General features: G+C 67.4%; 31 protein-coding genes. 18 read left to right on the top strand and 13 right to left on the bottom strand.

Going from position 1 to position 24,936, the window contains the following annotated elements; all coding sequences use genetic code 11:
* The first annotated feature begins 5 nt into the window (after positions 1–5).
* Together AC3IFE_RS11450 and AC3IFE_RS11445 are read left to right on the top strand one after the other, a co-directional pair.
* Positions 6–485 carry a BON domain-containing protein gene (locus tag AC3IFE_RS11450; RefSeq protein ID WP_489190588.1) on the top strand — a complete coding sequence of 160 codons (480 nt, stop codon included), beginning with the start codon at positions 6–8 and terminating at the stop codon, positions 483–485.
* Between the two features lie 113 nt (positions 486–598).
* Positions 599–1,078 (top strand): DUF1641 domain-containing protein, encoded by a 480-nt coding sequence (locus AC3IFE_RS11445; RefSeq protein WP_489190587.1) that lies wholly within the window; start codon positions 599–601, stop codon positions 1,076–1,078.
* Here AC3IFE_RS11445 and AC3IFE_RS11440 read toward each other — a convergent pair.
* Both AC3IFE_RS11440 and AC3IFE_RS11435 read right to left on the bottom strand, forming a co-directional pair.
* Positions 1,053–1,565 (bottom strand): NUDIX hydrolase, encoded by a 513-nt coding sequence (locus AC3IFE_RS11440; protein WP_489190586.1) that lies wholly within the window; start codon positions 1,563–1,565, stop codon positions 1,053–1,055. The two genes, AC3IFE_RS11445 and AC3IFE_RS11440, sit on opposite strands and share 26 nt — an antisense overlap.
* 167 nt (positions 1,566–1,732) lie before the next feature.
* Positions 1,733–1,942, bottom strand: a complete 210-nt coding sequence (locus AC3IFE_RS11435) for a hypothetical protein (protein WP_489190585.1) — start codon at positions 1,940–1,942, stop codon at positions 1,733–1,735.
* A 159-nt stretch (positions 1,943–2,101) separates the two neighbouring features.
* On the opposite strand from AC3IFE_RS11435, the gene AC3IFE_RS11430 reads away from it, so the two are divergent.
* The 3 genes from AC3IFE_RS11430 (at position 2,102) to AC3IFE_RS11420 (ending at position 6,849) form a co-directional block, all read left to right on the top strand.
* Complete coding sequence (locus AC3IFE_RS11430; protein WP_489190584.1) at positions 2,102–3,514, top strand: HlyD family secretion protein; 1,413 nt, start codon at positions 2,102–2,104, stop codon at positions 3,512–3,514.
* Positions 3,515–3,599: 85 nt separating this feature from the next.
* Complete coding sequence (locus tag AC3IFE_RS11425) at positions 3,600–5,192, top strand: DHA2 family efflux MFS transporter permease subunit (protein ID WP_089471285.1); 1,593 nt, start codon at positions 3,600–3,602, stop codon at positions 5,190–5,192.
* 1 nt (position 5,193) lies between these two features.
* Positions 5,194–6,849, top strand: coding sequence for an efflux transporter outer membrane subunit (locus AC3IFE_RS11420; RefSeq protein ID WP_489190583.1), 1,656 nt, complete (start codon positions 5,194–5,196; stop codon positions 6,847–6,849).
* A gap of 53 nt (positions 6,850–6,902) precedes the next feature.
* Here the strand turns inward: AC3IFE_RS11420 and AC3IFE_RS11415 are convergent, their stop codons facing one another.
* The gene (locus tag AC3IFE_RS11415; RefSeq protein WP_489190582.1) at positions 6,903–7,613 is read right to left on the bottom strand and encodes a response regulator; all 711 of its coding nucleotides are present in this window, start codon (positions 7,611–7,613) and stop codon (positions 6,903–6,905) included.
* Between the two features lie 592 nt (positions 7,614–8,205).
* Between AC3IFE_RS11415 and AC3IFE_RS11410 the strand changes: the two genes are divergently transcribed.
* Together AC3IFE_RS11410 and AC3IFE_RS11405 are read left to right on the top strand one after the other, a co-directional pair.
* Positions 8,206–8,565, top strand: coding sequence for a hypothetical protein (locus AC3IFE_RS11410; RefSeq protein WP_489190581.1), 360 nt, complete (start codon positions 8,206–8,208; stop codon positions 8,563–8,565).
* Positions 8,562–8,783, top strand: coding sequence for a hypothetical protein (locus tag AC3IFE_RS11405; RefSeq protein WP_089471288.1), 222 nt, complete (start codon positions 8,562–8,564; stop codon positions 8,781–8,783). The genes AC3IFE_RS11410 and AC3IFE_RS11405 overlap by 4 nt, the downstream gene beginning before the upstream one ends.
* A gap of 22 nt (positions 8,784–8,805) precedes the next feature.
* Here AC3IFE_RS11405 and AC3IFE_RS11400 read toward each other — a convergent pair whose 3' ends face one another.
* The 3 genes from AC3IFE_RS11400 to AC3IFE_RS11390 form a co-directional block, all read right to left on the bottom strand.
* On the bottom strand, positions 8,806–9,372 hold the full coding sequence (locus AC3IFE_RS11400; protein WP_089471289.1) for a GNAT family N-acetyltransferase: 567 nt from the start codon (positions 9,370–9,372) through the stop codon (positions 8,806–8,808).
* Between the two features lie 365 nt (positions 9,373–9,737).
* Positions 9,738–9,959: a hypothetical protein gene (locus AC3IFE_RS11395; protein WP_489190580.1), complete on the bottom strand. Its 222-nt coding sequence runs from the start codon at positions 9,957–9,959 to the stop codon at positions 9,738–9,740.
* A 65-nt stretch (positions 9,960–10,024) separates the two neighbouring features.
* On the bottom strand, positions 10,025–10,288 hold the full coding sequence (locus AC3IFE_RS11390) for an HPr family phosphocarrier protein (protein ID WP_069616931.1): 264 nt from the start codon (positions 10,286–10,288) through the stop codon (positions 10,025–10,027).
* Between the two features lie 365 nt (positions 10,289–10,653).
* On the opposite strand from AC3IFE_RS11390, the gene AC3IFE_RS11385 reads away from it, so the two are divergent.
* Both AC3IFE_RS11385 and AC3IFE_RS11380 read left to right on the top strand, forming a co-directional pair.
* The gene (locus AC3IFE_RS11385) at positions 10,654–11,007 is read left to right on the top strand and encodes a zinc ribbon domain-containing protein YjdM (RefSeq protein ID WP_006498247.1); all 354 of its coding nucleotides are present in this window, start codon (positions 10,654–10,656) and stop codon (positions 11,005–11,007) included.
* A 67-nt stretch (positions 11,008–11,074) separates the two neighbouring features.
* Positions 11,075–11,911, top strand: coding sequence for a spermine/spermidine synthase domain-containing protein (locus AC3IFE_RS11380; RefSeq protein ID WP_489190578.1), 837 nt, complete (start codon positions 11,075–11,077; stop codon positions 11,909–11,911).
* A 38-nt stretch (positions 11,912–11,949) separates the two neighbouring features.
* Here the strand turns inward: AC3IFE_RS11380 and AC3IFE_RS11375 are convergent, their stop codons facing one another.
* Positions 11,950–12,135 (bottom strand): ribbon-helix-helix protein, CopG family, encoded by a 186-nt coding sequence (locus AC3IFE_RS11375; protein ID WP_089471292.1) that lies wholly within the window; start codon positions 12,133–12,135, stop codon positions 11,950–11,952.
* Between the two features lie 97 nt (positions 12,136–12,232).
* Positions 12,233–12,991 carry a YoaK family protein gene (locus AC3IFE_RS11370; RefSeq protein ID WP_089471293.1) on the bottom strand — a complete coding sequence of 253 codons (759 nt, stop codon included), beginning with the start codon at positions 12,989–12,991 and terminating at the stop codon, positions 12,233–12,235.
* A 237-nt stretch (positions 12,992–13,228) separates the two neighbouring features.
* Between AC3IFE_RS11370 and AC3IFE_RS11365 the strand changes: the two genes are divergently transcribed.
* Complete coding sequence (locus AC3IFE_RS11365; protein WP_489190621.1) at positions 13,229–13,579, top strand: hypothetical protein; 351 nt, start codon at positions 13,229–13,231, stop codon at positions 13,577–13,579.
* The gene (locus tag AC3IFE_RS11360) at positions 13,576–13,788 is read left to right on the top strand and encodes a twin transmembrane helix small protein (RefSeq protein ID WP_006489184.1); all 213 of its coding nucleotides are present in this window, start codon (positions 13,576–13,578) and stop codon (positions 13,786–13,788) included. Before AC3IFE_RS11365 ends, AC3IFE_RS11360 begins: the two co-directional genes overlap by 4 nt.
* Before the next feature lie 403 nt (positions 13,789–14,191).
* On the opposite strand, the gene AC3IFE_RS11355 is transcribed toward AC3IFE_RS11360, so the two are convergent.
* A complete protein-coding gene (locus AC3IFE_RS11355) occupies positions 14,192–15,112 on the bottom strand; it encodes an AraC family transcriptional regulator (RefSeq protein ID WP_489190577.1) in 921 nt (306 codons plus the stop codon).
* A 139-nt stretch (positions 15,113–15,251) separates the two neighbouring features.
* Between AC3IFE_RS11355 and AC3IFE_RS11350 the strand changes: the two genes are divergently transcribed.
* Positions 15,252–16,217, top strand: coding sequence for an SDR family NAD(P)-dependent oxidoreductase (locus AC3IFE_RS11350; RefSeq protein ID WP_489190576.1), 966 nt, complete (start codon positions 15,252–15,254; stop codon positions 16,215–16,217).
* 69 nt (positions 16,218–16,286) lie between these two features.
* On the opposite strand, the gene AC3IFE_RS11345 is transcribed toward AC3IFE_RS11350, so the two are convergent.
* Positions 16,287–17,591, bottom strand: coding sequence for a HipA domain-containing protein (locus tag AC3IFE_RS11345; protein ID WP_301736947.1), 1,305 nt, complete (start codon positions 17,589–17,591; stop codon positions 16,287–16,289).
* Positions 17,581–17,865 (bottom strand): helix-turn-helix domain-containing protein, encoded by a 285-nt coding sequence (locus AC3IFE_RS11340; RefSeq protein WP_050017827.1) that lies wholly within the window; start codon positions 17,863–17,865, stop codon positions 17,581–17,583. Before AC3IFE_RS11340 ends, AC3IFE_RS11345 begins: the two co-directional genes overlap by 11 nt.
* A 487-nt stretch (positions 17,866–18,352) precedes the next feature.
* Here AC3IFE_RS11340 and AC3IFE_RS11335 point away from each other — a divergent pair, with 487 nt between their 5' ends.
* From AC3IFE_RS11335 to AC3IFE_RS11325, 3 genes are all read left to right on the top strand, one after another.
* Positions 18,353–19,063 (top strand): MgtC/SapB family protein, encoded by a 711-nt coding sequence (locus AC3IFE_RS11335; protein WP_089471297.1) that lies wholly within the window; start codon positions 18,353–18,355, stop codon positions 19,061–19,063.
* A 71-nt stretch (positions 19,064–19,134) separates the two neighbouring features.
* Positions 19,135–19,560 (top strand): CBS domain-containing protein, encoded by a 426-nt coding sequence (locus tag AC3IFE_RS11330; RefSeq protein WP_489190620.1) that lies wholly within the window; start codon positions 19,135–19,137, stop codon positions 19,558–19,560.
* A gap of 26 nt (positions 19,561–19,586) precedes the next feature.
* Positions 19,587–19,844: a DUF2934 domain-containing protein gene (locus tag AC3IFE_RS11325; RefSeq protein WP_489190575.1), complete on the top strand. Its 258-nt coding sequence runs from the start codon at positions 19,587–19,589 to the stop codon at positions 19,842–19,844.
* Between the two features lie 63 nt (positions 19,845–19,907).
* On the opposite strand, the gene AC3IFE_RS11320 is transcribed toward AC3IFE_RS11325, so the two are convergent.
* Positions 19,908–20,054, bottom strand: coding sequence for a hypothetical protein (locus tag AC3IFE_RS11320; protein ID WP_489190574.1), 147 nt, complete (start codon positions 20,052–20,054; stop codon positions 19,908–19,910).
* A 286-nt stretch (positions 20,055–20,340) separates the two neighbouring features.
* Between AC3IFE_RS11320 and AC3IFE_RS11315 the strand changes: the two genes are divergently transcribed.
* Both AC3IFE_RS11315 and AC3IFE_RS11310 read left to right on the top strand, forming a co-directional pair.
* A complete protein-coding gene (locus tag AC3IFE_RS11315; RefSeq protein ID WP_489190573.1) occupies positions 20,341–20,622 on the top strand; it encodes a hypothetical protein in 282 nt (93 codons plus the stop codon).
* A gap of 63 nt (positions 20,623–20,685) precedes the next feature.
* Positions 20,686–21,693 carry an SDR family oxidoreductase gene (locus AC3IFE_RS11310; protein ID WP_089471301.1) on the top strand — a complete coding sequence of 336 codons (1,008 nt, stop codon included), beginning with the start codon at positions 20,686–20,688 and terminating at the stop codon, positions 21,691–21,693.
* Between the two features lie 283 nt (positions 21,694–21,976).
* Here the strand turns inward: AC3IFE_RS11310 and AC3IFE_RS11305 are convergent, their stop codons facing one another.
* Complete coding sequence (locus AC3IFE_RS11305) at positions 21,977–23,674, bottom strand: M4 family metallopeptidase (RefSeq protein ID WP_489190572.1); 1,698 nt, start codon at positions 23,672–23,674, stop codon at positions 21,977–21,979.
* Positions 23,675–24,378: 704 nt separating this feature from the next.
* Here AC3IFE_RS11305 and AC3IFE_RS11300 point away from each other — a divergent pair.
* A partial coding sequence (locus AC3IFE_RS11300) for an ISNCY family transposase (RefSeq protein WP_489190619.1) occupies positions 24,379–24,936 on the top strand: 558 nt, incomplete at its 3' end.

Raw genomic sequence — 24,936 nt, 5'->3', positions numbered from 1 at the left:
CTTCCATGAACTCCAGAACTCCTTCGAATCCGCTGTTGAATCTTGCGGTGGCCGTCGCCTGCGGGGCGGCCGCGATGTACTTCCTCGATCCGTCGTCCGGCCGGCGTCGCCGTGCGTATCTGCGCGACAAGGCGGTGGCCGGGCGGCACGGCGTGGCCGACTACACGAATGCGCAGGTGAAGCGGGCGGCCGACCATGCGCGCGGCGCGATCGCCGGCCTGCGGGCCGACTGGCTCGCGGGCGATGCGAACGACGTGCAGGTCGCCGAACGCGTGCGTGCGGCGCTCGGCCGGCTCGTCGGTCGCCCGCGCGACATCGACGTGAGTGTCGAGCACGGCAACGTGTGCCTCACCGGACAGGTCGAGGAGGCCGAGCGGCAGGCGTTGATCGACGGCGTCGCCGCGCTGCAGGGCGTGCATCACGTCGAGGACGCGATGGGCGCGCGCAGCGAATACAAGGCGCCGCCCGACGGTCATTCGCACTGACGCGGCCGCGGCTGCCCGCCTCGGCGGGGGCCGGCGAACGAGTACGACACGCATTCGGCGCACGCACGGCCGCCGGTACGACGGCAGCCTGGCGCCTCAACCGGAGCAAGCCTATGACGGATCGCCAGCCCGATACGACATCCCCGCCGCCCGAGCCCGGTGCGCACGACGCGCTCGAACACCTGCTCGGCAGTCTGCATCGGCACGGCTTCCTGCGCTTCGCGAACGAGGTCGTCAGCGCGAACGCACGGCTCGCCGACACGTTCGTCGACGCGCTCGACAAGCCCGGCATGCAGAGTGGCATGCAAAATCTGGCGATGCTGGTGACGGCGCTGTCGCGTATTCCGCCGGAACAGTTCGGTCGCGCCGCGTTCGCGGCGGCCGACGCGCTGCATCACGTCGGCGCGTGGCAGCCGGGACAGCACGCGCATGTCGCGCCCGGCGTGCGCGGCATTTATCGGCTGCTGCACGACGAGGCGCTGTGGGATGCGCTGACGCCGCTGCTCGAAGGGTTGAAGGTGTTCGCGCAAGGGCTCACGCGCGATCCCCAGCCGCCGGCCGCCGGTCTCAACGAGACGACGAAAGACGCGTGAGCGCGTCCGGGTCCGGTTGCGGGCCGCTGGCGACACACAGGCCCGCGAACTGACGGATGATGCGCTGCGTCGGCGCGCTTGCCGGCCAGTGCGCCACCGCGTCGATGCCGACCCAGCGGCACAGCGCTATTTCACGTCCCGGGCACGCGTGCGCGCCGCGCGGCAGGCTCGCGACGAAGACGTGATGGCGTTTCACGCTGCCGTCCACGTAGAAGAAATACGCGAGTTCGAGATCGGCAAGCCCCGTTTCCTCCCGAAGTTCGCGATGCGCGGCGTCGAGCGCCGATTCGCCGCGCCGGATCACGCCGCCCGGCAGCGTCCACCGCGACGACCGCCCGCGCGCGACCAGCAGCACGCGCCGGTTGCGAAGGCAGACGATCGTGGCGCGTTCCTTCGCCAGCGGCGCCAGCGGCACCGCGCGAACAGGGAAATCGGACGGGTCGGGTAGCGTCATGCAGGGCAAGTGGCGGGTGATTGAAAGATCCATGCGCCTGTGCCGCAACGTGCGTGCCCGCGTCGCGCTCGCACGGAGCCGCGTGTGAACGTTTCGGCCGAACCTGTCGATCGTCGCCCGCGATTTTTCAACGGCTTGTCATTTCTGCCGCCGTTTCTTGCGGCCGATTCGGGAGCGTGGACGGGGGCGACGCGCGGCGATCACGCGTCGCCATGTTCGCCGTGTTCGCCGGATGGCGGACGATGGGGCGGCGTCCCGTTTTCCGTTCCGTCCGGTTTGCCTTCGGCGGGGTCGCGCGCACTGCGCGGCGGTGGCGTGCTCGTGCCGCGGCGCTTGCCCTCGGGGCCGGGCTTGCTGTCGCCGCGATCTTCATCGCGTGTGTCGGTGTCGAGTGAGGTCGAACGTGTCATGGTTCGCGAGTCCTGTCGGGGTCGTTGAAGCGTACGGATCGCGCATCGGACGTGCCGCGGTCGAACGAAGCACGTTGGCGGGCCCGCTGCTTGCTTGATCGCGCGCTTGAGGTCGGCGCGGGCAATGACGCTCGCGCCCGCCGCCAGGAGCCCCGTTTCATGCCCGATGCGATCTTGTTCCCGTTATCCGTTCGTAAGCGATCCGGCGTCGTGCTCCGGCGCGCGATGACGCCGGGACGGTACGGCGCCGGCCAGCCGGACGCGCTTGCGTCGGCAATGGCCGGCGTCGTACCGTCGACGCCGCTGCGCGTGCCGTGGCCGGCGTTCGAGCGCCGGCCTGCCGCCGTCGCGCGGGCGGGTGACGGTCAGTCCGGCGCCGGCGCCGGCGGCTCGGGCGCCGCGCCGGGCGGCAACGGCGAGCGGCCGACCGACGCGCCGGGCGGCGGGGGCGGCGATCACCATCCGCACGACGATCGCGGCGGCCGCACCGGCGGCGACGGCAACGGCAACGGCAACAACGGCGAAGGCGAACGCAAACGGCCCGGCAAGAAGCCGCTGATCATCCTCGGCGCGGTGGTGTTGGTGCTGCTCGTCGGCGGGCTCATTTGGTGGTTCGCCACGCGCAACCAGGAAAGCACCGACGATGCGTACACCGACGGCAACGCGGTCGCGGTCGCGCCGCACGTGTCCGGCTACGTGACGCGGCTGGCGGTCGACGACAACACGTTCGTGCGCCGCGGCGACGTGCTCGTCGAGATCGATCCGCGCGACTACCGCGCGCAGGTCGACGCCGCGCAGGCGCAACTCGGTCTCGCGCAGGCGCAGCTCGACGCGGCGCGCGTGCAGCTCGATATCGCGCGCGTGCAGTATCCGGCCCAGTACCGGCAGGCGCGCGCGCAGATCGAATCCGCGGAAGCCGCATACCGGCAGGCGCTCGCCGCGCAGGAGCGGCAGCGCACGGTCGATGCGCGCGCAACCTCCCAGCAGGCGATCGACGCGGCCGACGCGCAGCGCGCGACCGCCGATGCGAACGTCGCGATGGCCCAGGCCCAGGCGCGCACCGCGAGCCTCGTGCCGCAGCAGATTCGGCAAGCCGAGACGGCCGTCGAGGAACGCCGCCAGCAGGTGCTGCAGGCGCGCGCGCAGCTCGAAACGGCCAACCTGAACCTGTCGTACTGCGAGATGCGCGCGCCGTCCGACGGCTGGGTCACGCGGCGCAACGTGCAACTGGGCTCGTTCCTGCAAGCGGGCACGTCGATCTTCTCGCTCGTCACGCCGCGCGTGTGGATCACCGCGAATTTCAAGGAGTCGCAGCTCGAGCGGATGCGCGTCGGCGACCGCGTCGACGTGTCGGTCGACGCATATCCCGATCTCGATCTGCACGGCCACGTCGACAGCATCCAGCTTGGCAGCGGCTCGCGCTTCTCCGCGTTCCCGACCGAGAACGCGACCGGCAATTTCGTGAAGATCGTGCAGCGCGTGCCGGTGAAGATCGTGCTCGACGGCCCGCTGCCGAACCGTCCGCCGCTCGGTCTCGGCCTGTCGGCCGTGCCGACCGTCCACCTGAAATGACCGGTCGCCGTGCCGCGGCCTGTGTCGACCGGAGCGATCCGATGCCCGATACCCGCATGCCGTTTCCACTTGACGAGGCCCGCCGATGAACCGGCCGCCCGACCGCAGCGGCGCATCCGACGGCGCATGGCGCCCGGCCGCGAACCCGTGGCTCATTGCGATCGTCGTCACGCTCGCCGCGTTCATGGAAGTGCTCGACACGACGATCGTCAACGTCGCGCTGCCGCACATCGCCGGCACGATGTCGGCGAGCTACGACGAGGCGACCTGGACGCTCACGTCGTATCTGGTCGCGAACGGCATCGTGCTGCCGATCTCGGGGTTCCTCGGGCGCCTGCTCGGCCGCAAGCGCTACTTCCTGCTGTGCATCGCCGCGTTCACCGTGTGCTCGTTCCTGTGCGGCGTCGCGACCAACCTCGGCGAACTGATCGTGTTTCGCGTGCTGCAGGGGCTGTTCGGCGGCGGGCTGCAGCCGAACCAGCAGTCGATCATCCTCGATACGTTCCCGCCCGCCCAGCGCAACCGCGCGTTCTCGATCTCGGCGATCGCGATCGTCGTCGCGCCGGTGCTCGGGCCGACGCTCGGCGGCTGGATCACCGACCATTTCTCGTGGCGCTGGGTGTTCCTGCTCAACGTGCCGATCGGCGCGCTGACCGTGCTCGCGGTGATGCAGCTCGTCGAGGATCCGCCGTGGCGGCGCGGCGCCGAACGCGGAATTTCCATCGACTACATCGGCATCGGGCTGATCGCGATCGGGCTCGGCTGCCTGCAGGTGATGCTCGATCGCGGCGAGGACGAGGACTGGTTCGGCTCGAACTTCATCCGCGTCTTCGCCGTGCTGTCCGTGCTCGGGCTGGTCGGCGCGACGCTGTGGTTGCTGCGCACGAAGAAGCCGGTGGTCGACCTGTCGTGCCTGCGCGACCGCAATTTCGCGCTCGGCTGCGTGACGATCGCGACGTTCGCGGCCGTGCTGTACGGCAGCGCGGTGATCGTGCCGCAGCTCGCGCAGCAGCGTCTCGGCTACACGGCGACGCTCGCGGGCCTCGTGCTGTCGCCCGGCGCGCTGCTGATCACGCTCGAGATTCCGATCGTGAGCCGGCTGATGCCGCACGTGCAGACGCGCTATCTGGTCGGGTTCGGCTTCGTGCTGCTGTGCGGTTCGCTGATCTATTCGCGCACGCTGGTGCCGGACATCGATTACACGCATCTGATGATGATCCGGTGCGCGCAGTCGCTCGCGATCGGCTTCATGTTCGTGCCGATCACGACGCTCGCGTACCTGACCGTGCCGCAGCGGCTCAACGACGACGCGTCCGCGCTGTTCACGATGTTCCGCAACGTCGCGGGCTCGATCGGCATCTCGGTGTCGACCGCGCTGATCCGCGAGCGCACGCAGGCGCGCATGGCGCATCTGTCCACGCACATGTCGACGCTGTCGCAGAACTTCCGGGATACGCTGCAGGAGAACGCACGCGCGGTGAGCGCGCTGACGGGGGCGCCGCCTTCGTCCGCGCTGCAGACGGCCACCGGGCGGCTGTACGAGACATTCATCGCGCAGGCGACGATCCTCGCGTATATCGACGTGTTCGCGATCCTCGCGGTGTTCTGCGCATTCAGCATTCCGCTGACGTTCCTGTTCTCGCCGGCGAAGGCCGCGGGCGGCGCGGGAGGGCACTGACATGCGCCTGTATCGAAACAACCATAGCCGTCGCCTGAACCACTCCATCGTGTGCCGCGCGGTGACGCTATTCGCGGGATGCGCCATTGTCGCGGGCTGCACCGTCGGCCCCGACTACAAGCCGCCGCAAGCGGACGTTCCGGACACCTGGCATGCGATGCGGGCGGACGGGCAGGCGGCGGCCCCCGCGTCCGGCGCGGCCGCACGATCGTCGCCGACGGTCGATGCAGATCCCGATCCGCGCTGGTGGCGCGCGTTCGGCGATCCGCTGCTCGATCAGCTCGTCGAGCGCGCGGCGCACGACAACCTCGACGTGCAGGCCGCCGTGCTGCGCATCGCGCAGGCGCGCGCGCAGGTTCGGGCCGCTGCCGCACAGGGTTTGCCGGACGTGCGCGCGAATGCGAGCTACCAGCGCGAGCAGCTCGGCCTGAAAGGCATCGTCGAGGAGCAGGGCATCGACCAGCGCGTCGATCGTCTCGGCGCGCCGGGCTCGCCGCTCGACCGGTTCGGGCCGGGCACCGGCGCGAGCGTGCAGCAAGGCGCGCGCGGCGCGCTCGATGCGCTCGAATCGCCGGTCAACCTGTGGCAGGCCGGGTTCGACGCATCGTGGGAGTTGGACCTGTTCGGCCGCGTGCGCCGCTCGGTCGAAGCGGCCGGTGCGCAGACGCGCGCGGCGGTCGCGAGCCGCGACGATGCGCTGCTGTCGCTCGAGGCCGAAGTCGCGCAGACCTATCTGCAACTGCGTGGCGCGCAAGCGCAGCGCGCGCTGGCCGACGATCTGCAACACGCGCAGCGCGAACTGCGCGACCTGACGCGCGAGCAGGCCGCGCACGGTCTCGCGAGCGATCTCGACGTGCGCAGCGCCGACGCGCGGCTCGCGCAGATCCGCGCGCAACTGCCGCAGTTCGACCAGCAGATCGTGCTGCTGCGCAACGGTCTCGCGTATCTGGTCGGCGGCGCGCCGGGCGCGCTCGACGACTGGCTTGCCGCCCCGCGCGCGTTGCCGGACGTGCCGCCGACCGTGCCGGTCGGCCTGCCGTCGACGCTCGCGCGCCGGCGCCCCGACATCCGCCGCGCGGAGGCCGAACTGCATGCGGCCACCGCCGACGTCGGCGTCGCGGTCGCGCAGTTCTATCCGGACATCTCCCTGACGGGGCAGGTCGGCCTGCGCGCGTCGCACGTGCGCGAGCTCGCGCACTGGTCGCACCTGTTCTATGCGTTCGGGCCGGCCGTGTCGCTGCCGATTTTTTCCGGTGGCGCGCTCGTGTCGAACTTGCGGCTGTCGCAGGCGCGCCAGGCCGAAGCGGCGCTGGCCTATCGGCAAACCGTGCTCGTTGCGCTGCGCGACGTCGACAATGCGCTGGCCGTGTACCGCACCGACCAGGCGCGCGCGGCCGCGCTCGACGATGCGGTGCGGGCCGAACAGGGCGCGCTGGACCTCGCGCGCGATCGCTACCGGAAGGGGTTGTCGCCGTTCCTCGACGTGCTGGACGCCGAGCGGCAATGGTCCGAGGGCCGGCAGCAGGCCGAGCAGGGCGCATTGCAGACGACTACCGATCTCGTCGCGCTGTACAAGGCGCTTGGTGGCGGATGGCAGGCGGGCGCCAACACGAACACGGACGCGGGTATGAGTCCGGATGCGGCACGCGTGCGATAGTCGCAAGCGTGGCCCGGGAGTCGCGGGCCGCATTCGCCGGCCCGCGCGCGGCCTCAATCCCATGCGTGCTTGCTGAACTGATAGCCCTTCGATCGGATGGTCTTGATCCGTTTCGGTTCGTTCGCGTCGTCGCGCAGCTTGCGGCGCAGCGTCGAAATGCGGCCGTCGATCGAACGATCGAGGCCGTCGAACGCGATGCCGCGCAACAGCAACGTCAGGTCCTCGCGGCTCACCACCTCGCCGGCGCGACACGCAAGGGCCCACAGCAGGTCGAATTCGGTCGACGTCAGGCGCGGCATGCTGCCGTCCGGAAGATGCACATGGCGGTCGGTCCGGTCGATCGAGAACTTGCCGAATACGTATCGCTGCGGCGAATCCGGCACGGGGGCGCCCGTCGGCACGCGCGTGCGCCGCAACTGCCCCTTGATCCGCGCGAGCAGCAGGCGCGGCTCGACCGGCTTGCGGAGAAAGTCGTCCGCGCCGAGTTCCAGGCCGAGCAATTCGTCGAACGGTTCGTCGCGGCCCGTCACCATGATCACGATGCCGTCGTAGTGCATGCGCGCCTCGCGGCAGATCTCGAAGCCGTCCTTGCCCGGCAGGTTGACGTCGAGCAGCACGAGGTCGGGGCGGCTCGCGACGATCGCCGGCACCGCGCCGGCGCCGTCTGACAGCGTATCCACCTGATAATGATGCTTGCGCAGATAATCGGCGATCAGCGCGGACAGCGGGGCGTCGTCTTCGACGAGCAGGATTCGGATGGGCATCGCTAAGCGAAGGGGCAAAACGGGAAGGTGGCGAGCGGTCAGGCCAGTCCGAACGCGTCGTAACCGAAGCGACGTGGATGATACTGCGCGACATTCCAACGGAATGTGGTGAATTCCGAATCGTTCGGTGAGCTTAGCTATGGGGGAATTGCCGACGCCCGGCGGAACGCGCGGGGCTCCGCGATGCGGGGCCGCGCGTGTGGTCGAAAACCGGTCGCTGCGAAACCCGGCGCGGCGCTCGCGACGATGCGCGACCGGGGCATCCTTCGGACGAAAACGTTTGCGCCGATGCGCTGTCGCGCGCGTCGCTCGCCCCCGGCCGAACCCAGGCCAGGCAAGGTTAGTCGACATATCACTACAAAATATTACCGACGTTCCGGCATCCTGCTCCGTACAATTCCCGAACCTGATTCACGCGCCTCGTATAGTGCGATCGCCTCCGTTTCCCGATCGCGTCGACGGCCGGTTTCGACGGCACGTCGCGTCATGCTGCCCGCGTGCGAAACCGGATGTGCGTGGGTCCAATCGACACCGCGCCGGCTCCCGACGGGCCTGCAAGGCGGACAGTACGAATCATTCACGGAGAAGCGACATGACGCCGTTGCAAGTCGTCCAGCGTCTCGAAGCACTCACGCACGCCATCGAAGCCGCGGTGGCGCGTGCCGACTGGAACGAAGCTGTCGGGGCCGCCGAGACGCGTTCGGCGTTCATCGTTGCGCTTGCACCCAATCAACCGGCCGCGGTCGCGGCGGCGCTGATGAAAGTGCAGGAGATCGACGTGACGATCTCCGCGGTCGCGCGCGACACGCTGGAGGCGCTCGTCGCGCAGGGCTGGCAAGCGTTGCACGAAACCCGCATGGCAACGAACGCCCTGCGGGCGCAGCAGCGGTTGCCCGATGCGGGCGCCGCGGCTACGCGACACCAAGATTCGTTTCCTTCGGTGATGGCATGAAATTCAAGAAACGCGCCGGTCTCGTCGATGCAACACGGTGGTTCGCCGACGGCGACCATGAACGGGTAGAGCACCGTCACGGGGGGTGGGCGGTCGCGACGCCGGAAGGCTGGCGTCCGGTGAAACCGGGCGACTGGATCCTGCGCGACGAATGCGGCAACTGCTGGCCGATGGACGACGGCCTCTTCATGCATTGCTACGAACCGGTCGCCGACTGACTCGCCGGACGGTTCGCCACGCCTATCGGCGCTTGCGCGAAAACATCAGCGACTCCGCGTCGTTGAAGCGGATGCGCCGCGGCTCGCCGTAACCGGCTTTCTCCGCGACCCGGATCGATGCGACGTTGGTCGGCGCGATCAGGCACACGCTGCGCTCGAACCGCTGTTGCGCGTCGAGCCATGCGAGCGCGGCCGCGAGCGCCTCGGTCGCATAGCCGTTGCCTTGCGCCCACGTCGCCAGCGCCCAGCCGGCTTCCGGCACGCCGCGAATCGGCGGCTCGATGTTCCGGTGGAAATCCGCGAAGCCGAGATCGCCGACATACCGGCCCGACGCCTTTTCCCGAATCGCCCAGTACCCATAGCCGAGCAGCGGCCACAGCCCGCGATACGCGAGCATGCGCATCCACGAGTCGCGCGGCGTGGAGGGCGTGCCGTTGAAGATGTGCGCGACGACGCCGGGTTCCGCCCACATCGCGGCGAGTGCGTCGAAGTCGCCGAGCGGATGGCCTTCGAGGATCAGGCGTGGCGTGTCGAGAACGGGCGGGGACGAGACGGGTGGCACGGCGCTGACTGTCATCGGGCGTTCCATGAGGAAGGGATCGCGACGCAGGGCGCCGCGCTTGGGGTTCCGTACGATACCGCGTAAACGGCGATGCGGACGCAATTCCCCTTCCGCATCGGGATAGGCGTCCGCATGGGCCCGCGACCGCGTCGCACGGTTGGCCCGGCGGCCGGCGGAGCCCTCACGACCGGCTCGCGTGACGACGTCGCGGTCGACCGCGTCACGCGAGGCGCTCGACGAATGCGGGCCATTCGGCGCCGTGTGGCGAACGCCTGTAGTGAACGCCTTCGCGAACACCGGCTGCGGCGAGCAGTCGGCCCTTCCCCCGACGACGGCCATCGGCGCGCCCGCGCGTGACGTATCACGCGGAATCGCGCCCGCGCCGGCAGGGGCTACTTGCGGCTCTTCAGGAAATTGCGACCGTGCGCGGTGATCGACGCACCGGAGCGTCCGTTCGCCGCCTGGCTGACGAAGCCCGCGCCGACGAGTTCCTGCTCGACCGACCAGCCGAGCGCCGGCGCGTCGCGGCCGTAGCGAACATCGGCGAGGCGTTCGAGCGCCCAGATCGCGGAAGCCGACAGGTTGGGGGTGTTGGGCGGGAGAGTGTCGTTCATCGCTTCCTCGGGAAATGGCGTTTCGGGATGGACGGCGCGTGGCCGCGGGATCGGCGGCGCAAGCGTCAGCTTGCTTGCAGCAACGGCAGCAGCGCGTGCAGCGCCGCTTCCTCGTCGGGGCCGGTGGCGAGCACCTGCGCCGACGTGCCGCCGTGAACCTGCAGCGACGCGATCGCGCCGCTGTCTTTTGCGTTGCTGCGGTGCCCGTTCGCGATCAGCTGGATGTCGCTGTCGAAACGGCGTGCCGCGTCGACCGCCGCGTCGCGCGCGGCGCGGCCGCGATTACGGTTCCATGCGGGGCCGATTTCAACGTACACAACGGTTGCCACGATGCTGGAAAGCCTCCGGACAAGTGGGCGGGGCGGTGCGCGACATGCACGTGCGCGGTTGCGCACGCGTTGCGGACATCGGGCGGCCGGCCTATCGCGATTTCCCGCAGGATCGCGGGGCGCCGGCCGGGCGGATCGCGCGCGCCATTCGGCGCGAACGTGCCGACATCCGCTGCGAAGGCGCATGCAAATTCGCGGATTGTCGGAAGTGGACGATTATAATGCATCGACCAGAAGATGTGAATTGCATTATAATGCCGTGTGCGCCTCGCCGGCCCGCGGCACTGCCGGCGAGGCGAGCCGCCGCGCCTCCGGGCGCACAATATGCTCGCCCGGCATCGTCGATCGACCCGAATCCCTCCCGAATGGAAGCTGCAATGAACGCCCCTGCCTGCCCGCAATGCGCGATGGAAAACACTTACCCCGACGGCGCGCTGACCGTGTGCGCGGACTGCGGCCATGAATGGTCGGCCGACGCGGGTGCCGAGGCTGGCGACGAACCGGCAGGCGACGTCGTCAAGGACGCGAACGGCAACGTGCTGTCGGACGGCGATTCGGTCGTGCTGATCAAGGACTTGCGGGTGAAGGGTTCGTCGATCACGCTGAAGATGGGCACCAAGGTGAAGAGCATCCGGCTCGTCGGCGGCGATCACGAAGTCGACTGCAAGACCGACATGGGTGGCTTCATGCTGAAGGCGTGCTACCTGAAGAAGGTTTGAGCGCACGGTTCAGGCGACCGTTGCATCCGCGTTTTCATCCGCTGCCGTTTCAGCCGATTACCTGCACATGGCCGAGGATCGAACTTCCTACGACGCGTTCGTCAGGTTCCTGGCGACGCCGCTGAACGACGGCCGGCCGTTCGTGCTGGAGACGCAGCACGCGGTCTCGCTGCACTTCGATCATCTCGGCACCCAGAGCTTCATGTCGCTGCGCGATCCGGTGCGGCTCGCGCTCGGCTATACGCGCGTGATGATGGGCTTTCTGCTGTTGCAGCCCGAGCCCGCACACATCTGCATGCTCGGGCTGGGCGGCGGGTCGCTCGCGAAGTACTGCTACCGTCACCTGCCCGGCACGTCGATCGACGCGATCGAGATCAATCCAGACGTGATCGCGCTGCGCGACGTGTTCAGGATTCCTGCCGACGACGCGCGCTTTCGGGTGGTATGCGCCGATGGCGCCGATCATCTGGAGCGAGCGGACGTGCGCACGGACGTGATCCTGCACGATGCATTCGTCGCCGACGGTATGCGCGGCCGCTGCACGGGCAGCACATTTCTCGATGCGTGCCACGCGCGCCTGAGCGAAGCCGGCGTGCTCGCGATCAACTTCATGGACGACGATCCGGCATTGCCGCGGCACCTCGAACAGTTGCGATCGATATTCGGTTCGTCGTATGCGCTGGTGCCGTGCGGCGACGACAACAACTTCATTGTATTCGCATGGAAGGACGGCAGCCGGCTGCCGTCGTTGCGTCTCCTGCTGGAGCGGGCGCTTGCGTGCCCGCAGGCCGGCGAACTGAAGCTGGCCGCCACCGCGAGGCGCATGAAGCACGGCGAGGGTATCGATCCGCGGCGGCTGGTGTGGCGTGCGCAGTCGCACGAACGCTGGGAGATCGGCGCGTAACTGTGGCCGGGAGGCGCCGCGCGCCTTGGCGGTCGCGCTTACTTCGCGCGCTTGCCGATCGCGCTGCGGGTCTTGTAGGTGACGCCGTGCCGGTCGAGATATTCGCGGATCAACTGCCGCACGACTTGCGACGGCGTAAGATCCTGCTCCGCGCAGAGCAACTCGAAGGCTTCCTTCTTCGCGGGATCGATCAGGACGGTCAGGCGGGCGGTTTTCGTTTCCATGACGGGGCGAGAGTGGTCGGTATGTTAATCAAATTATAATCGATGCGCTTTCGGCCCGATCACCGGAATCGCCGCAAGCGTCGCCCGTGGCGCATGATCAGCGCTTGCTGCGCAGTAGCGCGAACAGGTCGTCGAGCACCGGCACGATGGCGAGCGTGACGAGCACCGCGGCGAGCGGCACGGTCGACACGTAGCCCACGTGCTTGAACCCGATGGCGCCGGCCAGGCCGCCGACGAAGAACGACGCGAGCATCGTCGCGTGGATCCTCAGTTTCGAACGGTTGGCGATCACTGCGTGCGCGTCGACGTCGATGGCCGACCGGTTCCAGTAGAACAGCTTGCCGAGTTCGATGCCGAGATCGGTCACGATGCCCGTGACGTGCGTCGTGCGGATTTCCGCGCCGGACAACTTCGTGATCGTCGCGTTCTGCAGCCCCATGATGAAGCACAGCAGTGTCACGGTCACCGGTACGAAGAACGTTTCCCACAGCGCGAGGTGGCTGCCGAGCAGCCCGAACAGCAACAGCAACGCGGCCTCGACCAGCAGCGGCAGCATGAACTGGCTGTGCAGCCCGCGGCGGCGCCCCCAGTTGACGAGGATCGCCGAGCAACCGGCGCCGATCAGGAACGACCCCAGCGAGCTGATGCCGGCGAGCGCGAGCTGCACGTCGCCGAGCGCCGTCTGGTCGGCGATCGCCGACACGATGCCGCTCATGTGCGACGTGTATTGCTTGACCGCCAAAAAGCCACCGGCATTGGTTGCGCCGGCCACGAACGCGAGCGAAAACCCGAGCTGGCGGTTCGCGGTCGCGCTGCGGTGTTTTCCCGTCAGGTTTCGAAAGTACTGCGCTGGCATAAGGGCTTCGCTCGATCGTCGCGGATTCGCGGGTACAGGCCGAAAACCGGTGCGAACGGCGTGACTGGCACGCTGCTTGCGCCGGATTCCGGGGCTGTCGAATCATGTGATGAACATGATAATGTCATTATCATACTCTGTTGGCGGGATGGTGCTTTCAGTACAATGATGCGACGTGCCGCCGGCTGGCTGTTTCGCCGCGGCGCTCGCTCGCGATTCCCTTCTGCTCACCGCTTCATGACCCCGATCAAGTTCATCCTTCGCTACACGGCGATCCCGTTCACGGCCATCGTCGCCGTGGTGATCTGGACCGTCATACCCTCGTCGAAAGAGATCGATGCGAGACAATATGCGGCGCTGTCGCGCGCGTACACGAGTTTCCCGCTGCCGTTCCGGCGCGAGATCTCGGACACGATGGTGGACGGCACGATCAACGACCGGCGCTACCAGGCACTCGTGCGCGATTCGCTCGGCAACGGCGTCGCGCTGGACTGGCCGGCATCGGGCGTCGGCGGCGTCGCCGACGAGCGGCAAAAACTGGCCGAACTGATTCAGGCCGATTCGGATCTTCAAAGGCAACGGCAATGAAAACCCTGCTGGTTTCTGTGGCATTCGCGATGATCATCGCGAGCCTGATCTTCGCGCTGTACTTCATGAATCACGATCGCGGCAAATCGAAGCGGATGGCGTGGTCGCTCGCCGCGCGCGTCGGATTGTCGGTCACGCTGTTTCTGTCGCTGCTGATCGCGTACAAGCTCGGCTGGATCGAACCGACCGGTTTGCCGATCGGGCGATGACGCGCGGTTCCCGCACGGGCGCAGGGCGGTTCGATTCCGCGCGATACCGCCTCGCGTGATCGCACCGCGGCGGACCTGACGGCGAGAACCGACGGTCGATCAGCCCAACGCAGCGGTTCGACGAGGGCGCGCCCGCACACCCTCCGCCATGCGCTGGACATCGTGTCACCAGAGGCCATCCGTGCATTGCATCAGGCGGTCGAAGCGGTGTGCCCGATCTTCGACCTGCCGAGGCTGCCGCAGCACATCGACGGCGAATTGCGCATGCCTGCTTGCCGCAGGGCCGAGTTTTGAAATGAAATCGACGTATTGTGATAAGAATACTTATCCTGATGATCGTCATGCGAATGCGTGACGTTGACGGATTCGCACCACCACGTGCCTGACGAGGGCGGTCACGACGCTAGTTGCCCGGTTCTTTCGTCACGTCATGACGATAGGCGCGCGGCGAGCAACCCACGATGCGTTTGAACGCATGGCCGAACGCGCTATCCGAGTCGTAGCCGAGCCGCTGCGCGATCGCCGAGATCGACGCGTTCGAGCGACGCAGTTCGCGCATCGCCAACTGTATCCGCCAGCGCAGCACGTATTCGAGCGGCCCGAACCCGAGCCGCCGCTTGAAATGCAGCGCGAACGTCGAGCGCGACACGTGGCAGCAGGCCGCCAGCGCGTCGACGGTCCACCGTCGCTCGGGCGCGGCGTGAATCGCGGCCAGCGCCGCGCTGACCCGCGCATCCGCGAACCCGGCCAGCCACCCGACATCGCCGTTTGCGCCGGCGTCCACATAGCGCCGCAGGATCTGCACCAGCATCATGTGGCCGAGATGCCGGACCATCAGCGATCCGCCCGGCGACGCCGCGCCGAATTCCCGTGCGAGCTGCTGCAGCGACCAGCGCAGCACCGCCGCCGGTTCGGAGTCGCCGCTCACGACGACCACGGGCGGCAGGCTGCCGAGCAGCAGCGGCATGCCTTCCTCATACGCGAAGCGGCCGCCGATCAGAAAGCAGTCGGCCGGTTCGCCGTAGTGCGCGATCCCGCGTTCGAGATGCCGGTACACGTCGGCGGCCGGCACCGGCGCGACCGACGGATCGCTCGCCAGCGAAAATGCCCGCGGCGCGGCGAGCAGGAAGCAGTCCCCCGTGCGCAGCCGGACGGGCGGCCCCGCACCGTCGACGGTCAGCCAGCAAGTGCCTTCGACCACCGCGTTGAACTTGATCCCGTCGGGCGGCGGAAGGTCGACCGCCCACGGGCCGCCGGCCCGCAGGCCGGTGAAAAACGAGTCGCGCGTTTCCAGCAGCGACAGCACTTCCGATAGCGGATCCACGCGCAATCCCCAGACGATCTCGATGAAAAACCGGATTCTATTGCATTCACAGTCCGGATGCGCGGCCCGAGAATGATCTCGTGCAGTGACGCGGCCGACGGGCGGCCGCGCGCTTCGTGCATCATTTCAGGAGCCTTCAATGACGAGCAGGCAGCACCCCCTTCATTCCGGATTCGACGCTGGATCGACGGCGACCGACGTACTGGCCGGTCTCGACCTGCACGGCAAGACCGCCATCGTCACGGGCGGCCATTCGGGTCTCGGGCTCGAAACCACGCGTGCGCTGGCGCAGGCCGGTGCGCACGTCGTCGTCGGTGCACGGAGCGCCGAGGCCGCGCACGAAGCGACGCGCGGCATCGCCGGCGTGGAGATCGCGACGCTCGATCTCGCGGACGTCGCGAGCGTGGCCGCATTCGCCGCGCGGTTCGTCGACGCACGGCGCAACGTGCATGTCGTCATCAACAGCGCGGGCATCATGGCGTGCCCCGAAACCCGCGTCGGCGACGGTCGCGAAGCGCAGATGGCCGTCAATCACCTCGGTCACTACGCGCTCGTCAACCGGCTGTGGCCGGCGCTCGCGCACGGCGACGGCGCGCGCGTGGTCGCGGTGTCGTCGCTCGGGCACCGGCTGTCGCCGATCCGCTGGGACGATATCGATTTCGCGCGCGGTTACGACAAATGGCTCGCGTACGGGCAGTCGAAAACCGCCAACGCGTTGTTCGCGGTGCAGCTCGACGTGCTCGGCGCGCCGTTCGGCGTCCGCGCGTATTCGCTGCATCCCGGCAAGATCGCGACGCCGCTGCAGCGTCATCTGACGCGCGAGGAAATGATGGCGCAGGGCTGGATCGACGAACACGGCGTGCCGATCGATCCGACGTTCAAGACGCCTGCGCAGGGGGCAGCCACCCAGGTTTGGGCGGCGACGTCGCCGCGCATTGCCGATCTCGGCGGGGTCTATTGCGAGGATTGCGACGTCGCGACGGTGACGCGCGGCAACGAGGAATCGGGCGTACGGCCGCATGCGATCGATCCGGAGGACGCGGCGCGGCTGTGGGCGTGGTCCGCGGCGGCGACGGGCGTCGATGCCTTTGCCGTGCGCCGCTGACGCCCAGGCGTTCGCCGGGCCGGCCGCCGAGCGGATAGCGGCGGCGGTTCGATACTCGCGTGCGGCAGGCTATCCGCGCGTCGGCCGCAGCGCGCGCCCCATTTCCGCGAGCGGCATCGCGACGATCGAATTCAGCAACCGCATTTCCCCGGCGTCCGGATGCGCGATGTTTCGCACTTCATCGAGCGTCTGATCGACGTGACGATCGAGCGGTTCGAGAAAGCGCTGCAGTTCGCTGGCGGCCGCTTTCTCCCTGAGCCCGAGCGCCTGGCCGAATGCGACGAGTGCATTTGCGTCGATATCGGCAAATCGCGTCGCATTCCCGAGCGGCATCGTCAACTCGCAGTGCGGCCAGTGATCGCCGCGATGGTCGGGCCGGTGCGTGGGGGTGTGATACACGACCGTGCTGACGATGTCGTAGAACGGCGCGAGCCGGTAGCCGCGCGCGTCGACGAAGAACGACAGGTTCTTCAGGTGCGCGTCGGCATTGCCGACCACCACGTTGAACACGGTCCAGCGGAACACCGACAGGCGTGTCAGCGCGCGCGTGCTGGTGCGGTCGATCGCGCGGGCGAGTTCCTGAGCATTGGCGCGCTGGTACTTGAAACCGCGGTCGTAGTTGAGCAGTTGCATCGCGTCGATCGTATGCACGCGCCCGGCCGGTTCGGATGCGACGTCGCGGTCGAACCGGTCGATCACGTAGCAGGCGGACGGCGTGCGCAGGAAATGCACGTCGGGCACGTCGAGCCCCATCTTCTTCGCGAGCCGCATGCAAAAGAACTCGTTGATCGCCGAATGCGGATAGCCGGCCGCGCGCATGTCGGGTTTGAGCAGGTGCATCGACGGTTCGCTGCCGACGGGCTCGAACAACGCGTAGTCGGGCGCGTCGCCGCGCAGCACCAGCAGCAGCTTCTGCTGCGCGCCGGCCGCCGACATGCGCTTGGGCGCGGTGGCCGTCAGCGCCCGCTCGGGCATCGCCTGGATCCGGCGCTCGAGCTCGTCGAGCGGCAGCGGCTGCAGGCCGCCAGGCGTTTCGTGCTCGCCGTCGGCCAGCAGCGTCAGCGCGCCGGCCGATTCTCGGCCGAAGTACGCGAGCAGGCCCCACGCGTCGGCCGCATCGACCTTCGCCTCGCGCGCGAGCGACGTGCGCATGCCTTCCTCGGGCAGCAAGTTGTCGAAGAACCACTGGACCGGACGATCGGTCGACGTGTCGGTGAACACGTCCGTGCGCAGCGCGAACGCCGGCGACAGCGGATACGCGGCCGGCGACGCAAGCCATTGCGGGTCGTACGCGAACGACCAGATCCCCTTGTCGTCGGTCAGCGTGCCCATGCGCACGCCGTTCGCGGACGCGATCAGCGTTCTAGCCGCCATAGCTGCTCCTGCGGCGTTGCGCGGCCTTCAGCGCGGTGGCCTCGGAGATCTCGATCGACGACTCGGCGTACAGCCGCACGCCGAGCTCGCTCAGCAGCAGCATGACCTTGCCGATTTGCGCGGTCGGCTTGCCGGCTTCCACCTGGCTGATGAATTTCGGCGACAACCCGGTCGCGTTCGCGAGTTCGTCCCGGGTGAACCCCTGCTGGATTCGCGCCGCGCGAATGAAGTGGGCGAGCGCGCCGATCGTGTCGACGGATTGGGATTCCGACATGACGTTCTCCGTGCTTCGTATCTGATCGGGAACAGTATTGCATAACTCGCCGGATGGGGTAGTAGTTCGTATTCGTACGGGAACGAAGGGGGGATTCCCATAACGGTAACGTCATTTCGTACCCGATCGGGAACGGATCGTCAAGGAAGGGGGGGGAGACGATGTTCGTATCTGATCGGATACGGAGAAAGAAGACACGGGGAGCCTTTGCACGCGCGTCCGACCGTGCACGCCGGTGATGGCTCCGGCGATCTTCCTGGCGGCAGTCAGTCACCGTCGTCCCGAGCGGCGACACGCGATCATTCCGCGCACACAGCCTGCACCTCCGCCACCGAGGCAGGGTGCTGACGCAACACGCCTTTCTACAATTCCCTTCAACCCGCTACACGTGCCGCCATCCTCCGGAAGCAGGCCCGATCCTTGCGACCGCCGAGCGTCGTCGGGGGCGTTCGCGCCCAGGCACATGATGATTTGCACGGGAGGGCGCATGGAACCGATGCCGGTCGCACTGCAGTGGCACGACGTTCTCTTCAGGATCGCACTGGCGCTGGTCGCGGGCGGGCTGATCGGCCTTGACCGCAGCGAATCCGGCAAGACGGCCGGACTGCGCACGACGATCCTCGTGTGCCTCGCCGCGTGCCTGTCGATGTTGCAGGTCAATGCGCTGCTGCTGCAGGCGGGCAAACCGGAGGGCGCGTTCTCGGTGCTCGACCTGATGCGGCTGCCGCTCGGCATCCTGACCGGGATGGGCTTCATCGGCGGCGGCGCGATTCTTCATCGCGACGGCCTGGTGTCCGGCGTTACCACGGCTGCGACGCTGTGGTTCGTGACGGTCATCGGGCTGTGCATCGGCGGTGGCCAGTTGGCGCTCGGCGCGCTCGGGCTGGTGCTCGCGCTGCTGGTCGTGTGGCCGCTGCGGTTCGTCGAGCGGCGTTTGCTGCGTGTCAGGACCGCGCTGGTCACGATCGAGTACCCGCCGGGCTCGGCGGTGCGCGAACAACTGGCCGCGAAGCTGCGCGACGCGGGTTTCACATACCGGACGAAAGGCTTTTGCGAAGCGGCCGCGCGCGCGGTGCGCGAGGAAGAACTGTTCGTGCAGTGGCGCGAAGCGACCGGCGCCGACGTGATGCTGAAGCAACTGATGCGGATCGTCGAGTCGGCCGGCCTGACGTCGGTCCGCTGCTCGACGGCGAACTGACGCGCGCGGCCGCCGGAACGCGCGATGCTCGTGCAGCAGGCCGCCATGAGCGGTTGACCAAGGAGCGAAACATGACATGTGTATCGGAAGTGATGACACGCGACGCCGCGACCATCGGCCCGACGCAGAGCCTGCGCGAGGCGGCCCGGCTGATGAGCGATCTGAATGTCGGCGCGCTGCCCGTATGCGACGGCACGCGGCTGATTGGGATGCTGACGGACCGGGACATCGTCGTGCGCGCGGTGTCGATGGGCGTGCCGCCCGACGAGGCGGTCGAGGGCGTCGTCAGCGGACCCGCGAACTGGTGTTATGAGGACGACGACATTTCTGCAGTGCAAAAGAAGATGGAAGACGCACAGATTCGTCGCGTGCCGGTGGTCGACCGGCGGAAGCGGCTGGTCGGCATCGTTTCGCTCGGCGATCTGGCGACCGCCGCCGACGGTGCGATGTCGTCGACGCTCGGTGCGGTATCGGCGCCGTCGCGGCCGGACCGGTGATTGCCATGGCAAACAGGGAGAACGACATGAACGAAGAGAGAGAAACGCAGATTCGCGAGCGTGCATATCGGCTGTGGCAGGCGGACGGCGCGCCCGACGGCCGAGCCGACGAATACTGGCAGCGGGCCGAGCAGCAACTCGATGCCGAGGGCGGCAGCGGCGAGCAGGCGGCGGATTTACCGGTCGATCAGTCCACGAAGCGTCGCATTCCGGGCGAGCCGCTGCAGGACGTCGACGCGGTGCCGCCCGGCGAGGTCGCGCACGCAAGGCGACGCACGCGGTGAAGCGCGGGGCGCCGGCCGGCGGAGTCGAAAAACCGTCACCTGCCGCGCGGTTTACGCGAACGGCTAGCCGTCTTCGCCCACTTCGGTCGGGTCCGGCAAGTCGGGCAGGTCGTCGTGGCGTCCGTCGTCGGGCGCCGGCGGCGGAATATCCGGCGTGTCGGTCATATCGTCGTCGTTCGGTGTCGCGTTTGTCACGTGCGTCGCGTTCATGATCGTCCTCCTTGGCGTCGAAAGGGCGCCGGCGCGCAGCCGGCATATCGCTTCCGAGCATCGCGCGTGCCGCATGTCGCTTTCGCAGCGGGGTGGCCACGTGTGTTGCCGACACTGCGCCGGATCACGCGTCGCTTGTAATTTCTTTAGCGGCGGCCTCCGGCGGCAGTGGGGCGGGACAGCCCGACGACGGCATGTCCCTTGCTGGAAGCGTGGTGGGCCGCCGCACCGCCCATTGCGGCGCGATGCGGTGCAACGCAATCAGCATCCGGAGAGGGAGAAATTCATGACCCGCGACAGTCAACGGCAGGACCCCGCGTCGCCCGACGCGGCACGCGAGGCAGCCGACACGCCGGACCGGCGCCACTCGACGCCCGGCGGCGAATCGACCACGCGCCCCGGCCATGCGCCCGGCGGCGGCGAACTCGACACGCTTCCGGACGATCAGGCGCGCAAGGTCGTTCCGGACGACCCGCGCCAGACCGAGGCGCGCGATCCGGCCGGCAAGCCGTGGCCCGAAGAGCACGACGCGCCCGACGATTCCGGAAATCGGCCACGGCCGCTGTAGCGCGCGTGCCGGCCGAACCGCCGCGTCTCGTTCCGTTTCGACATCCACGCACCGGAGTCCACCATGTCATCAGACGAAGTTTCCGAATCGCGTCGCAAATGGGTGCAGGGCACGACGGCCGGATTGGTCGCCAGCGTCGCCCTGCCGACGATCGCGCAAACGGGCGGCGTCCCGCCCGACGCCGGCGATACCGCGCCGCGCGATCCGCGCACGCTCTATCCGCATGCGCCGTTTCCGCAGCAGCATCAGCCGTGGCCGGGCCTCGCGGGCCGCATGACGCCGCGCCCCGATCACGGCGAACGCAGCTATCGCGGCAGCGGCCGCCTCGACGGCCGCAAGGCGCTGATCACCGGCGGGGATTCCGGCATCGGCCGCGCGGTGGCGATCGCCTGTGCACGCGAGGGCGCGGACGTCGCGATCGTCTATCTGCCCGACGAAGAGCCCGATGCGCGCGAAGTCGTGGAGCTGATCCGCAGCGCGGGACGCAAGGCGGTGCCGCTGCCGGTCGACATCCGCAGCGAAGGGGCGTGCAACGGGCTCGTCGAGCGGGCGGTCGCCGCGCTCGGCGGGCTCGACATCCTCGTGAACAACGCGGCCCGCCAGCAGAGCCACGAATCGATTCTCGACATCAGCACCGAGCAGTTCGACTGGACGCTGCGCACCAACCTTTACGCGATGTTCTGGATCACGCGGGCCGCCATTCCGCACATGCCGGCCGGTTCGGCGATCGTCAATACGACGTCGGTGAATGCGTACGACCCGTCCGCGAACCTGCTGGACTACGCGATGACGAAAGCGGCGATCGCGAATTTCACGAAGGGGCTCGCGAAGCAGATGATCCAGCGCGGCATCCGCGTCAACGGCGTCGCGCCGGGGCCGTTCTGGACGCCGTTGCAGGTCAGCGGCGGGCAGACGACGCACAACGTCGAGACATTCGGCGAGCAGGTGCCGATGGGGCGGCCGGGACAACCGGCCGAGATCGCGTCGATCTACGTCGAACTGCTTTCGTCGCGCGCGAGCTACGTGACCGGGCAGATCTATGGCGCGTCGGGCGGGGGCGGGCAGCCATAGTCGGGTCGCGGTGCGGAGCGATGCGAGTTACGCCGGAAGACGTAGGCGCGGCAGCGGACCGTTGACGAAGGAATCTCCCGGCGCCTGGAACATGAGCGGCCCCCGGAGCGGGTGTCCGACCACAAGAACGCACCGTCCACCGACCGACCGTCTGCACGTGCAGGCGGTCGGCCGGCACTTTCCCGTCATTCACCGAGCGCCGCGTGACCACGACCGAATCGCTTTCCTCCGAAGCGAAGTACCGTCACGCGACCTCCGGCGTTCAACGTTCACGCAAGCGCCGTCAATTCACCCCGACAGCACTCCACGCGCGCGCGACCGTCGCGCTTTCGGCCGAGTTCGCGCCGTACAGGTCGTTCGCCGCCTGGATCGACGCACGCCGCGCGTTCGGGTAGCTCGAGTTGGCGTTCAGGTATACGGTCAGCGTCCGGTACCAGATCTTGCCGGCCTTGTCGCGACCGAGCCCGCTGAACGTCGTGTCGCCGTTGCAGACCAGTTGCGCTCTCGACAGGCCGGTGTCGGTCGACGGCACCGACGGCCCTTCCGACAGCAGGTAGAAGAAGCGGTTGCCGACCCCCGACGTGAAGTGCGGATCGTGGCGCGGATTCGACCATGAGAAGCCGCCGGACGGGTAGCAGCTGAACGACCGGCCGTCGAGATCCTGCTTGTACATCTTGCGCAGCCCGCCGCTCACCACGCGCGCGCCGATCACGTAGTTGCCGGGATCGTTCGGGTTGTTCGCGTAGAACTTCACGAGCGTGCCGAAAATGTCGGACGTCGCCTCGTTCAGGCCGCCCGCGTCACCCGAATAGTTCAGGTTGGCGGTGGCCTCGGTCACGCCGTGACTCATCTCGTGCCCGGCGACGTCGACCGACACCACCGGCTTCGGCAGGCGCGTGCCCGGTTCGCCGTCGCCGTACGCCATCACGCGCGACGACAGCCACGCCGCGTTCGCGCCGGTCGTGCCGCTGCCGGTATTGAACACCACGTGTGCGTAGCTTCTCACGCCGCGACCGTCGTTGAAGATGCCGTTGCGATTGTGCGTGGTCTTGTAGTAGTCCCAAGTCAACGCGAGCCCGTAGTCGATGTCCGCCGCGACGGTCTGCCGGTCGGTGGTCGTGTTGTTGCCCCACACGTTCGTGCTGCTCGTGAAGATCGGCAGGTCGGTCGCTTGCTCGACTTCGTCCGAGGTCAGGCCGCGACCGTCGTAGACCGAGCCGCCGCCGCGGCCGGGATCGAGCATCCGGTACGCGTTCGTGCCGGTCTGGTCCGTCGTGAGCGTCAGGTTGCCGTAGTACAGCGAGCGGCCGGTGCCGGTCGCGGCGGCGGTCTTGATCAGGTCCTGCGCGTCGAGCACGGCGCCGGTGCGTGCGTCGACGTAGTACAGCACGGCGTCGCCGTGCGTGTCGGTCGACTTGCCGTAGACGCGCACCGCGTAGGCCAGCGTCGGCGTGACGTCGCGTGCGAACACAACGAGTTCCGCATCGTCGACGCGGCGCACGTCCGAGTTGAAGCGCGCGGCCGCGATGTGTCTGGCTCGCGTCGCACCGACATCGGGTGCGTTGCGGACCACGGCGCGGTTCCCGACCTTGCCGATCGTGCCGGCGAGGTTGATCGGGGCGAGCTGGGTCACGCTGGCCTGCTTCAACTGCCCGTTGCTCGAATGAACGACCACGTCGCCGCCGATCACGGGCAGGCCCGCATGGAAGCGATCGAAGCGCACGTGCTCGGTGCCGTCGGGATCGACGATCACGTCGCGCACCTGGAACTGGTCGCCGTCGGTTGGGGCGCCTGCTTGCGATCCGGCGAACTTCAACGTGCGGGCCGTGCCGCCGGTAGCCACACTGAAGGCGGCCGGGTTCTGCTGGATCAGTTGCAGCGCCTTGTCGACCGCGGCCGGCTGGTCGCCGGCCTGGGCAAAAGCGCTGAGACTCGCGACGGTAATCGCGGTGATGGGCAGCAGTCGAGACAGTTTCTTCATGTAATTCCCCAGGTTATGAGTGGGTTTGTTCGAGGAATGCATCAAGTAATGACTTTTAAACAAGACATGTCGCGAACAGCAGGGGGATGCTAGGAGGTCGTTTTTATAATTACAAGATATTTTCTTGATGATTAATTTTTCATTTCGCCGTTGCTAACCAAGTCGGGATTTGGTGAGAAATTTGAAATGATCGTGGCGACGTGGGTGACGGGGGTCACGCGGACGACGCATGGCCGGCGTGTCGCAACGACACTTTGTGGTTTTCTCGTCGTGGCACGTTGTGTAAGGTGAGTGAGCAATCAGAGGCCGGATTAATTGGATCGTTGAAACTTCTCGTTATTGAATATTGATATCGATTGTTGTCGATTCGCAGGCCATAAAATTAATTTCCCACGCTTTGATATCTTCCATTCCTGACGTGGCGTCATTAAATGTCCAATGGACCATGACACGACTGGAAAGGTGATTTCGTAAAGTAACTTGCGGTTGTATGGGAGGCGTTGTTCGAGCCTCGGCGACCGCAGGCACAGAAGCTATCGAATGATAGTTGACATAATGCGTATTATCGACATTTTTTGTGTAAGAGCAAAGTTGTAATGTCGTATCTGGGCAAAGTTGAAATGTCGTAGTTCGAGGGTTTCGGCGCATGCTGGCGGCGGTTTGAACTGCCGGAGCGCATCGTGGGCCAACCTGGACTGATCACCATGAGCATGCGGGAGCTGGACCGTCTGAAGGTCGTGGAAGCCGTGATCGAGCAGCATCTGATGCCTTGGCGAGCCGCGGAGCGGCTCGGGATCAGTCGCCGGCAGATTGAACGGCTGGTCGCCCGGTATCGCGCTGCTGGCCCGGTCGGGCTGATTTCGCAGCGTCGTGGTCACGCGAGCAACCATCAACTGCCCGAGGATTTGGCGCATCGTGCCTTGAGCCTGATTCGTGAGCGCTACGCCGATTTCGGGCCGACGCTGGCCTGCGAGAAGCTGTGGGAATGCCACGGGCTGCAGTTGTCGAAGGAAACGGTCAGAAGGCTGATGACGGACGCCGGGCTGTGGATTCCGCGCCGGCAACGACCGCCGAAGGTTTATCAGCCGCGAGCGCGCCGGGCTTGCCTCGGCGAGCTGATCCAGATCGACGGCAGCGATCATCGGTGGTTCGAGGAACGGGCACCGGCCTGCACGCTGCTGGTGTATGTGGACGACGCGACGAGCCGGCTGATGATGCTGCACTTCACGCAGACCGAATCGACGTTCAGCTACTTCGAGGCG

The sequence above is a fragment of the Burkholderia sp. APQ4-4ca genome (assembly GCF_057837105.1).
This window is presented reverse-complemented; position numbering and strand designations above follow the sequence as displayed.

What these genes read in the sequence shown, in the direction of transcription:
- AC3IFE_RS11450 (WP_489190588.1), top strand. Translation starts at nt 6, where the DNA reads ATGAACTCCAGAACTCCTTCGAATCCGCTGTTGAATCTTGCGGTGGCC.
- AC3IFE_RS11445 (WP_489190587.1), top strand. Translation starts at nt 599, where the DNA reads ATGACGGATCGCCAGCCCGATACGACATCCCCGCCGCCCGAGCCCGGT.
- AC3IFE_RS11440 (WP_489190586.1), bottom strand. Translation starts at nt 1,565, where the DNA reads ATGGATCTTTCAATCACCCGCCACTTGCCCTGCATGACGCTACCCGAC.
- AC3IFE_RS11435 (WP_489190585.1), bottom strand. Translation starts at nt 1,942, where the DNA reads ATGACACGTTCGACCTCACTCGACACCGACACACGCGATGAAGATCGC.
- AC3IFE_RS11430 (WP_489190584.1), top strand. Translation starts at nt 2,102, where the DNA reads ATGCCCGATGCGATCTTGTTCCCGTTATCCGTTCGTAAGCGATCCGGC.
- AC3IFE_RS11425 (WP_089471285.1), top strand. Translation starts at nt 3,600, where the DNA reads ATGAACCGGCCGCCCGACCGCAGCGGCGCATCCGACGGCGCATGGCGC.
- AC3IFE_RS11420 (WP_489190583.1), top strand. Translation starts at nt 5,194, where the DNA reads ATGCGCCTGTATCGAAACAACCATAGCCGTCGCCTGAACCACTCCATC.
- AC3IFE_RS11415 (WP_489190582.1), bottom strand. Translation starts at nt 7,613, where the DNA reads ATGCCCATCCGAATCCTGCTCGTCGAAGACGACGCCCCGCTGTCCGCG.
- AC3IFE_RS11410 (WP_489190581.1), top strand. Translation starts at nt 8,206, where the DNA reads ATGACGCCGTTGCAAGTCGTCCAGCGTCTCGAAGCACTCACGCACGCC.
- AC3IFE_RS11405 (WP_089471288.1), top strand. Translation starts at nt 8,562, where the DNA reads ATGAAATTCAAGAAACGCGCCGGTCTCGTCGATGCAACACGGTGGTTC.
- AC3IFE_RS11400 (WP_089471289.1), bottom strand. Translation starts at nt 9,372, where the DNA reads ATGGAACGCCCGATGACAGTCAGCGCCGTGCCACCCGTCTCGTCCCCG.
- AC3IFE_RS11395 (WP_489190580.1), bottom strand. Translation starts at nt 9,959, where the DNA reads ATGAACGACACTCTCCCGCCCAACACCCCCAACCTGTCGGCTTCCGCG.
- AC3IFE_RS11385 (WP_006498247.1), top strand. Translation starts at nt 10,654, where the DNA reads ATGGAAGCTGCAATGAACGCCCCTGCCTGCCCGCAATGCGCGATGGAA.
- AC3IFE_RS11380 (WP_489190578.1), top strand. Translation starts at nt 11,075, where the DNA reads ATGGCCGAGGATCGAACTTCCTACGACGCGTTCGTCAGGTTCCTGGCG.
- AC3IFE_RS11375 (WP_089471292.1), bottom strand. Translation starts at nt 12,135, where the DNA reads ATGGAAACGAAAACCGCCCGCCTGACCGTCCTGATCGATCCCGCGAAG.
- AC3IFE_RS11370 (WP_089471293.1), bottom strand. Translation starts at nt 12,991, where the DNA reads ATGCCAGCGCAGTACTTTCGAAACCTGACGGGAAAACACCGCAGCGCG.
- AC3IFE_RS11365 (WP_489190621.1), top strand. Translation starts at nt 13,229, where the DNA reads ATGACCCCGATCAAGTTCATCCTTCGCTACACGGCGATCCCGTTCACG.
- AC3IFE_RS11360 (WP_006489184.1), top strand. Translation starts at nt 13,576, where the DNA reads ATGAAAACCCTGCTGGTTTCTGTGGCATTCGCGATGATCATCGCGAGC.
- AC3IFE_RS11350 (WP_489190576.1), top strand. Translation starts at nt 15,252, where the DNA reads ATGACGAGCAGGCAGCACCCCCTTCATTCCGGATTCGACGCTGGATCG.
- AC3IFE_RS11345 (WP_301736947.1), bottom strand. Translation starts at nt 17,591, where the DNA reads ATGGCGGCTAGAACGCTGATCGCGTCCGCGAACGGCGTGCGCATGGGC.
- AC3IFE_RS11340 (WP_050017827.1), bottom strand. Translation starts at nt 17,865, where the DNA reads ATGTCGGAATCCCAATCCGTCGACACGATCGGCGCGCTCGCCCACTTC.
- AC3IFE_RS11335 (WP_089471297.1), top strand. Translation starts at nt 18,353, where the DNA reads ATGGAACCGATGCCGGTCGCACTGCAGTGGCACGACGTTCTCTTCAGG.
- AC3IFE_RS11330 (WP_489190620.1), top strand. Translation starts at nt 19,135, where the DNA reads ATGACATGTGTATCGGAAGTGATGACACGCGACGCCGCGACCATCGGC.
- AC3IFE_RS11325 (WP_489190575.1), top strand. Translation starts at nt 19,587, where the DNA reads ATGAACGAAGAGAGAGAAACGCAGATTCGCGAGCGTGCATATCGGCTG.
- AC3IFE_RS11320 (WP_489190574.1), bottom strand. Translation starts at nt 20,054, where the DNA reads ATGAACGCGACGCACGTGACAAACGCGACACCGAACGACGACGATATG.
- AC3IFE_RS11315 (WP_489190573.1), top strand. Translation starts at nt 20,341, where the DNA reads ATGACCCGCGACAGTCAACGGCAGGACCCCGCGTCGCCCGACGCGGCA.
- AC3IFE_RS11310 (WP_089471301.1), top strand. Translation starts at nt 20,686, where the DNA reads ATGTCATCAGACGAAGTTTCCGAATCGCGTCGCAAATGGGTGCAGGGC.
- AC3IFE_RS11305 (WP_489190572.1), bottom strand. Translation starts at nt 23,674, where the DNA reads ATGAAGAAACTGTCTCGACTGCTGCCCATCACCGCGATTACCGTCGCG.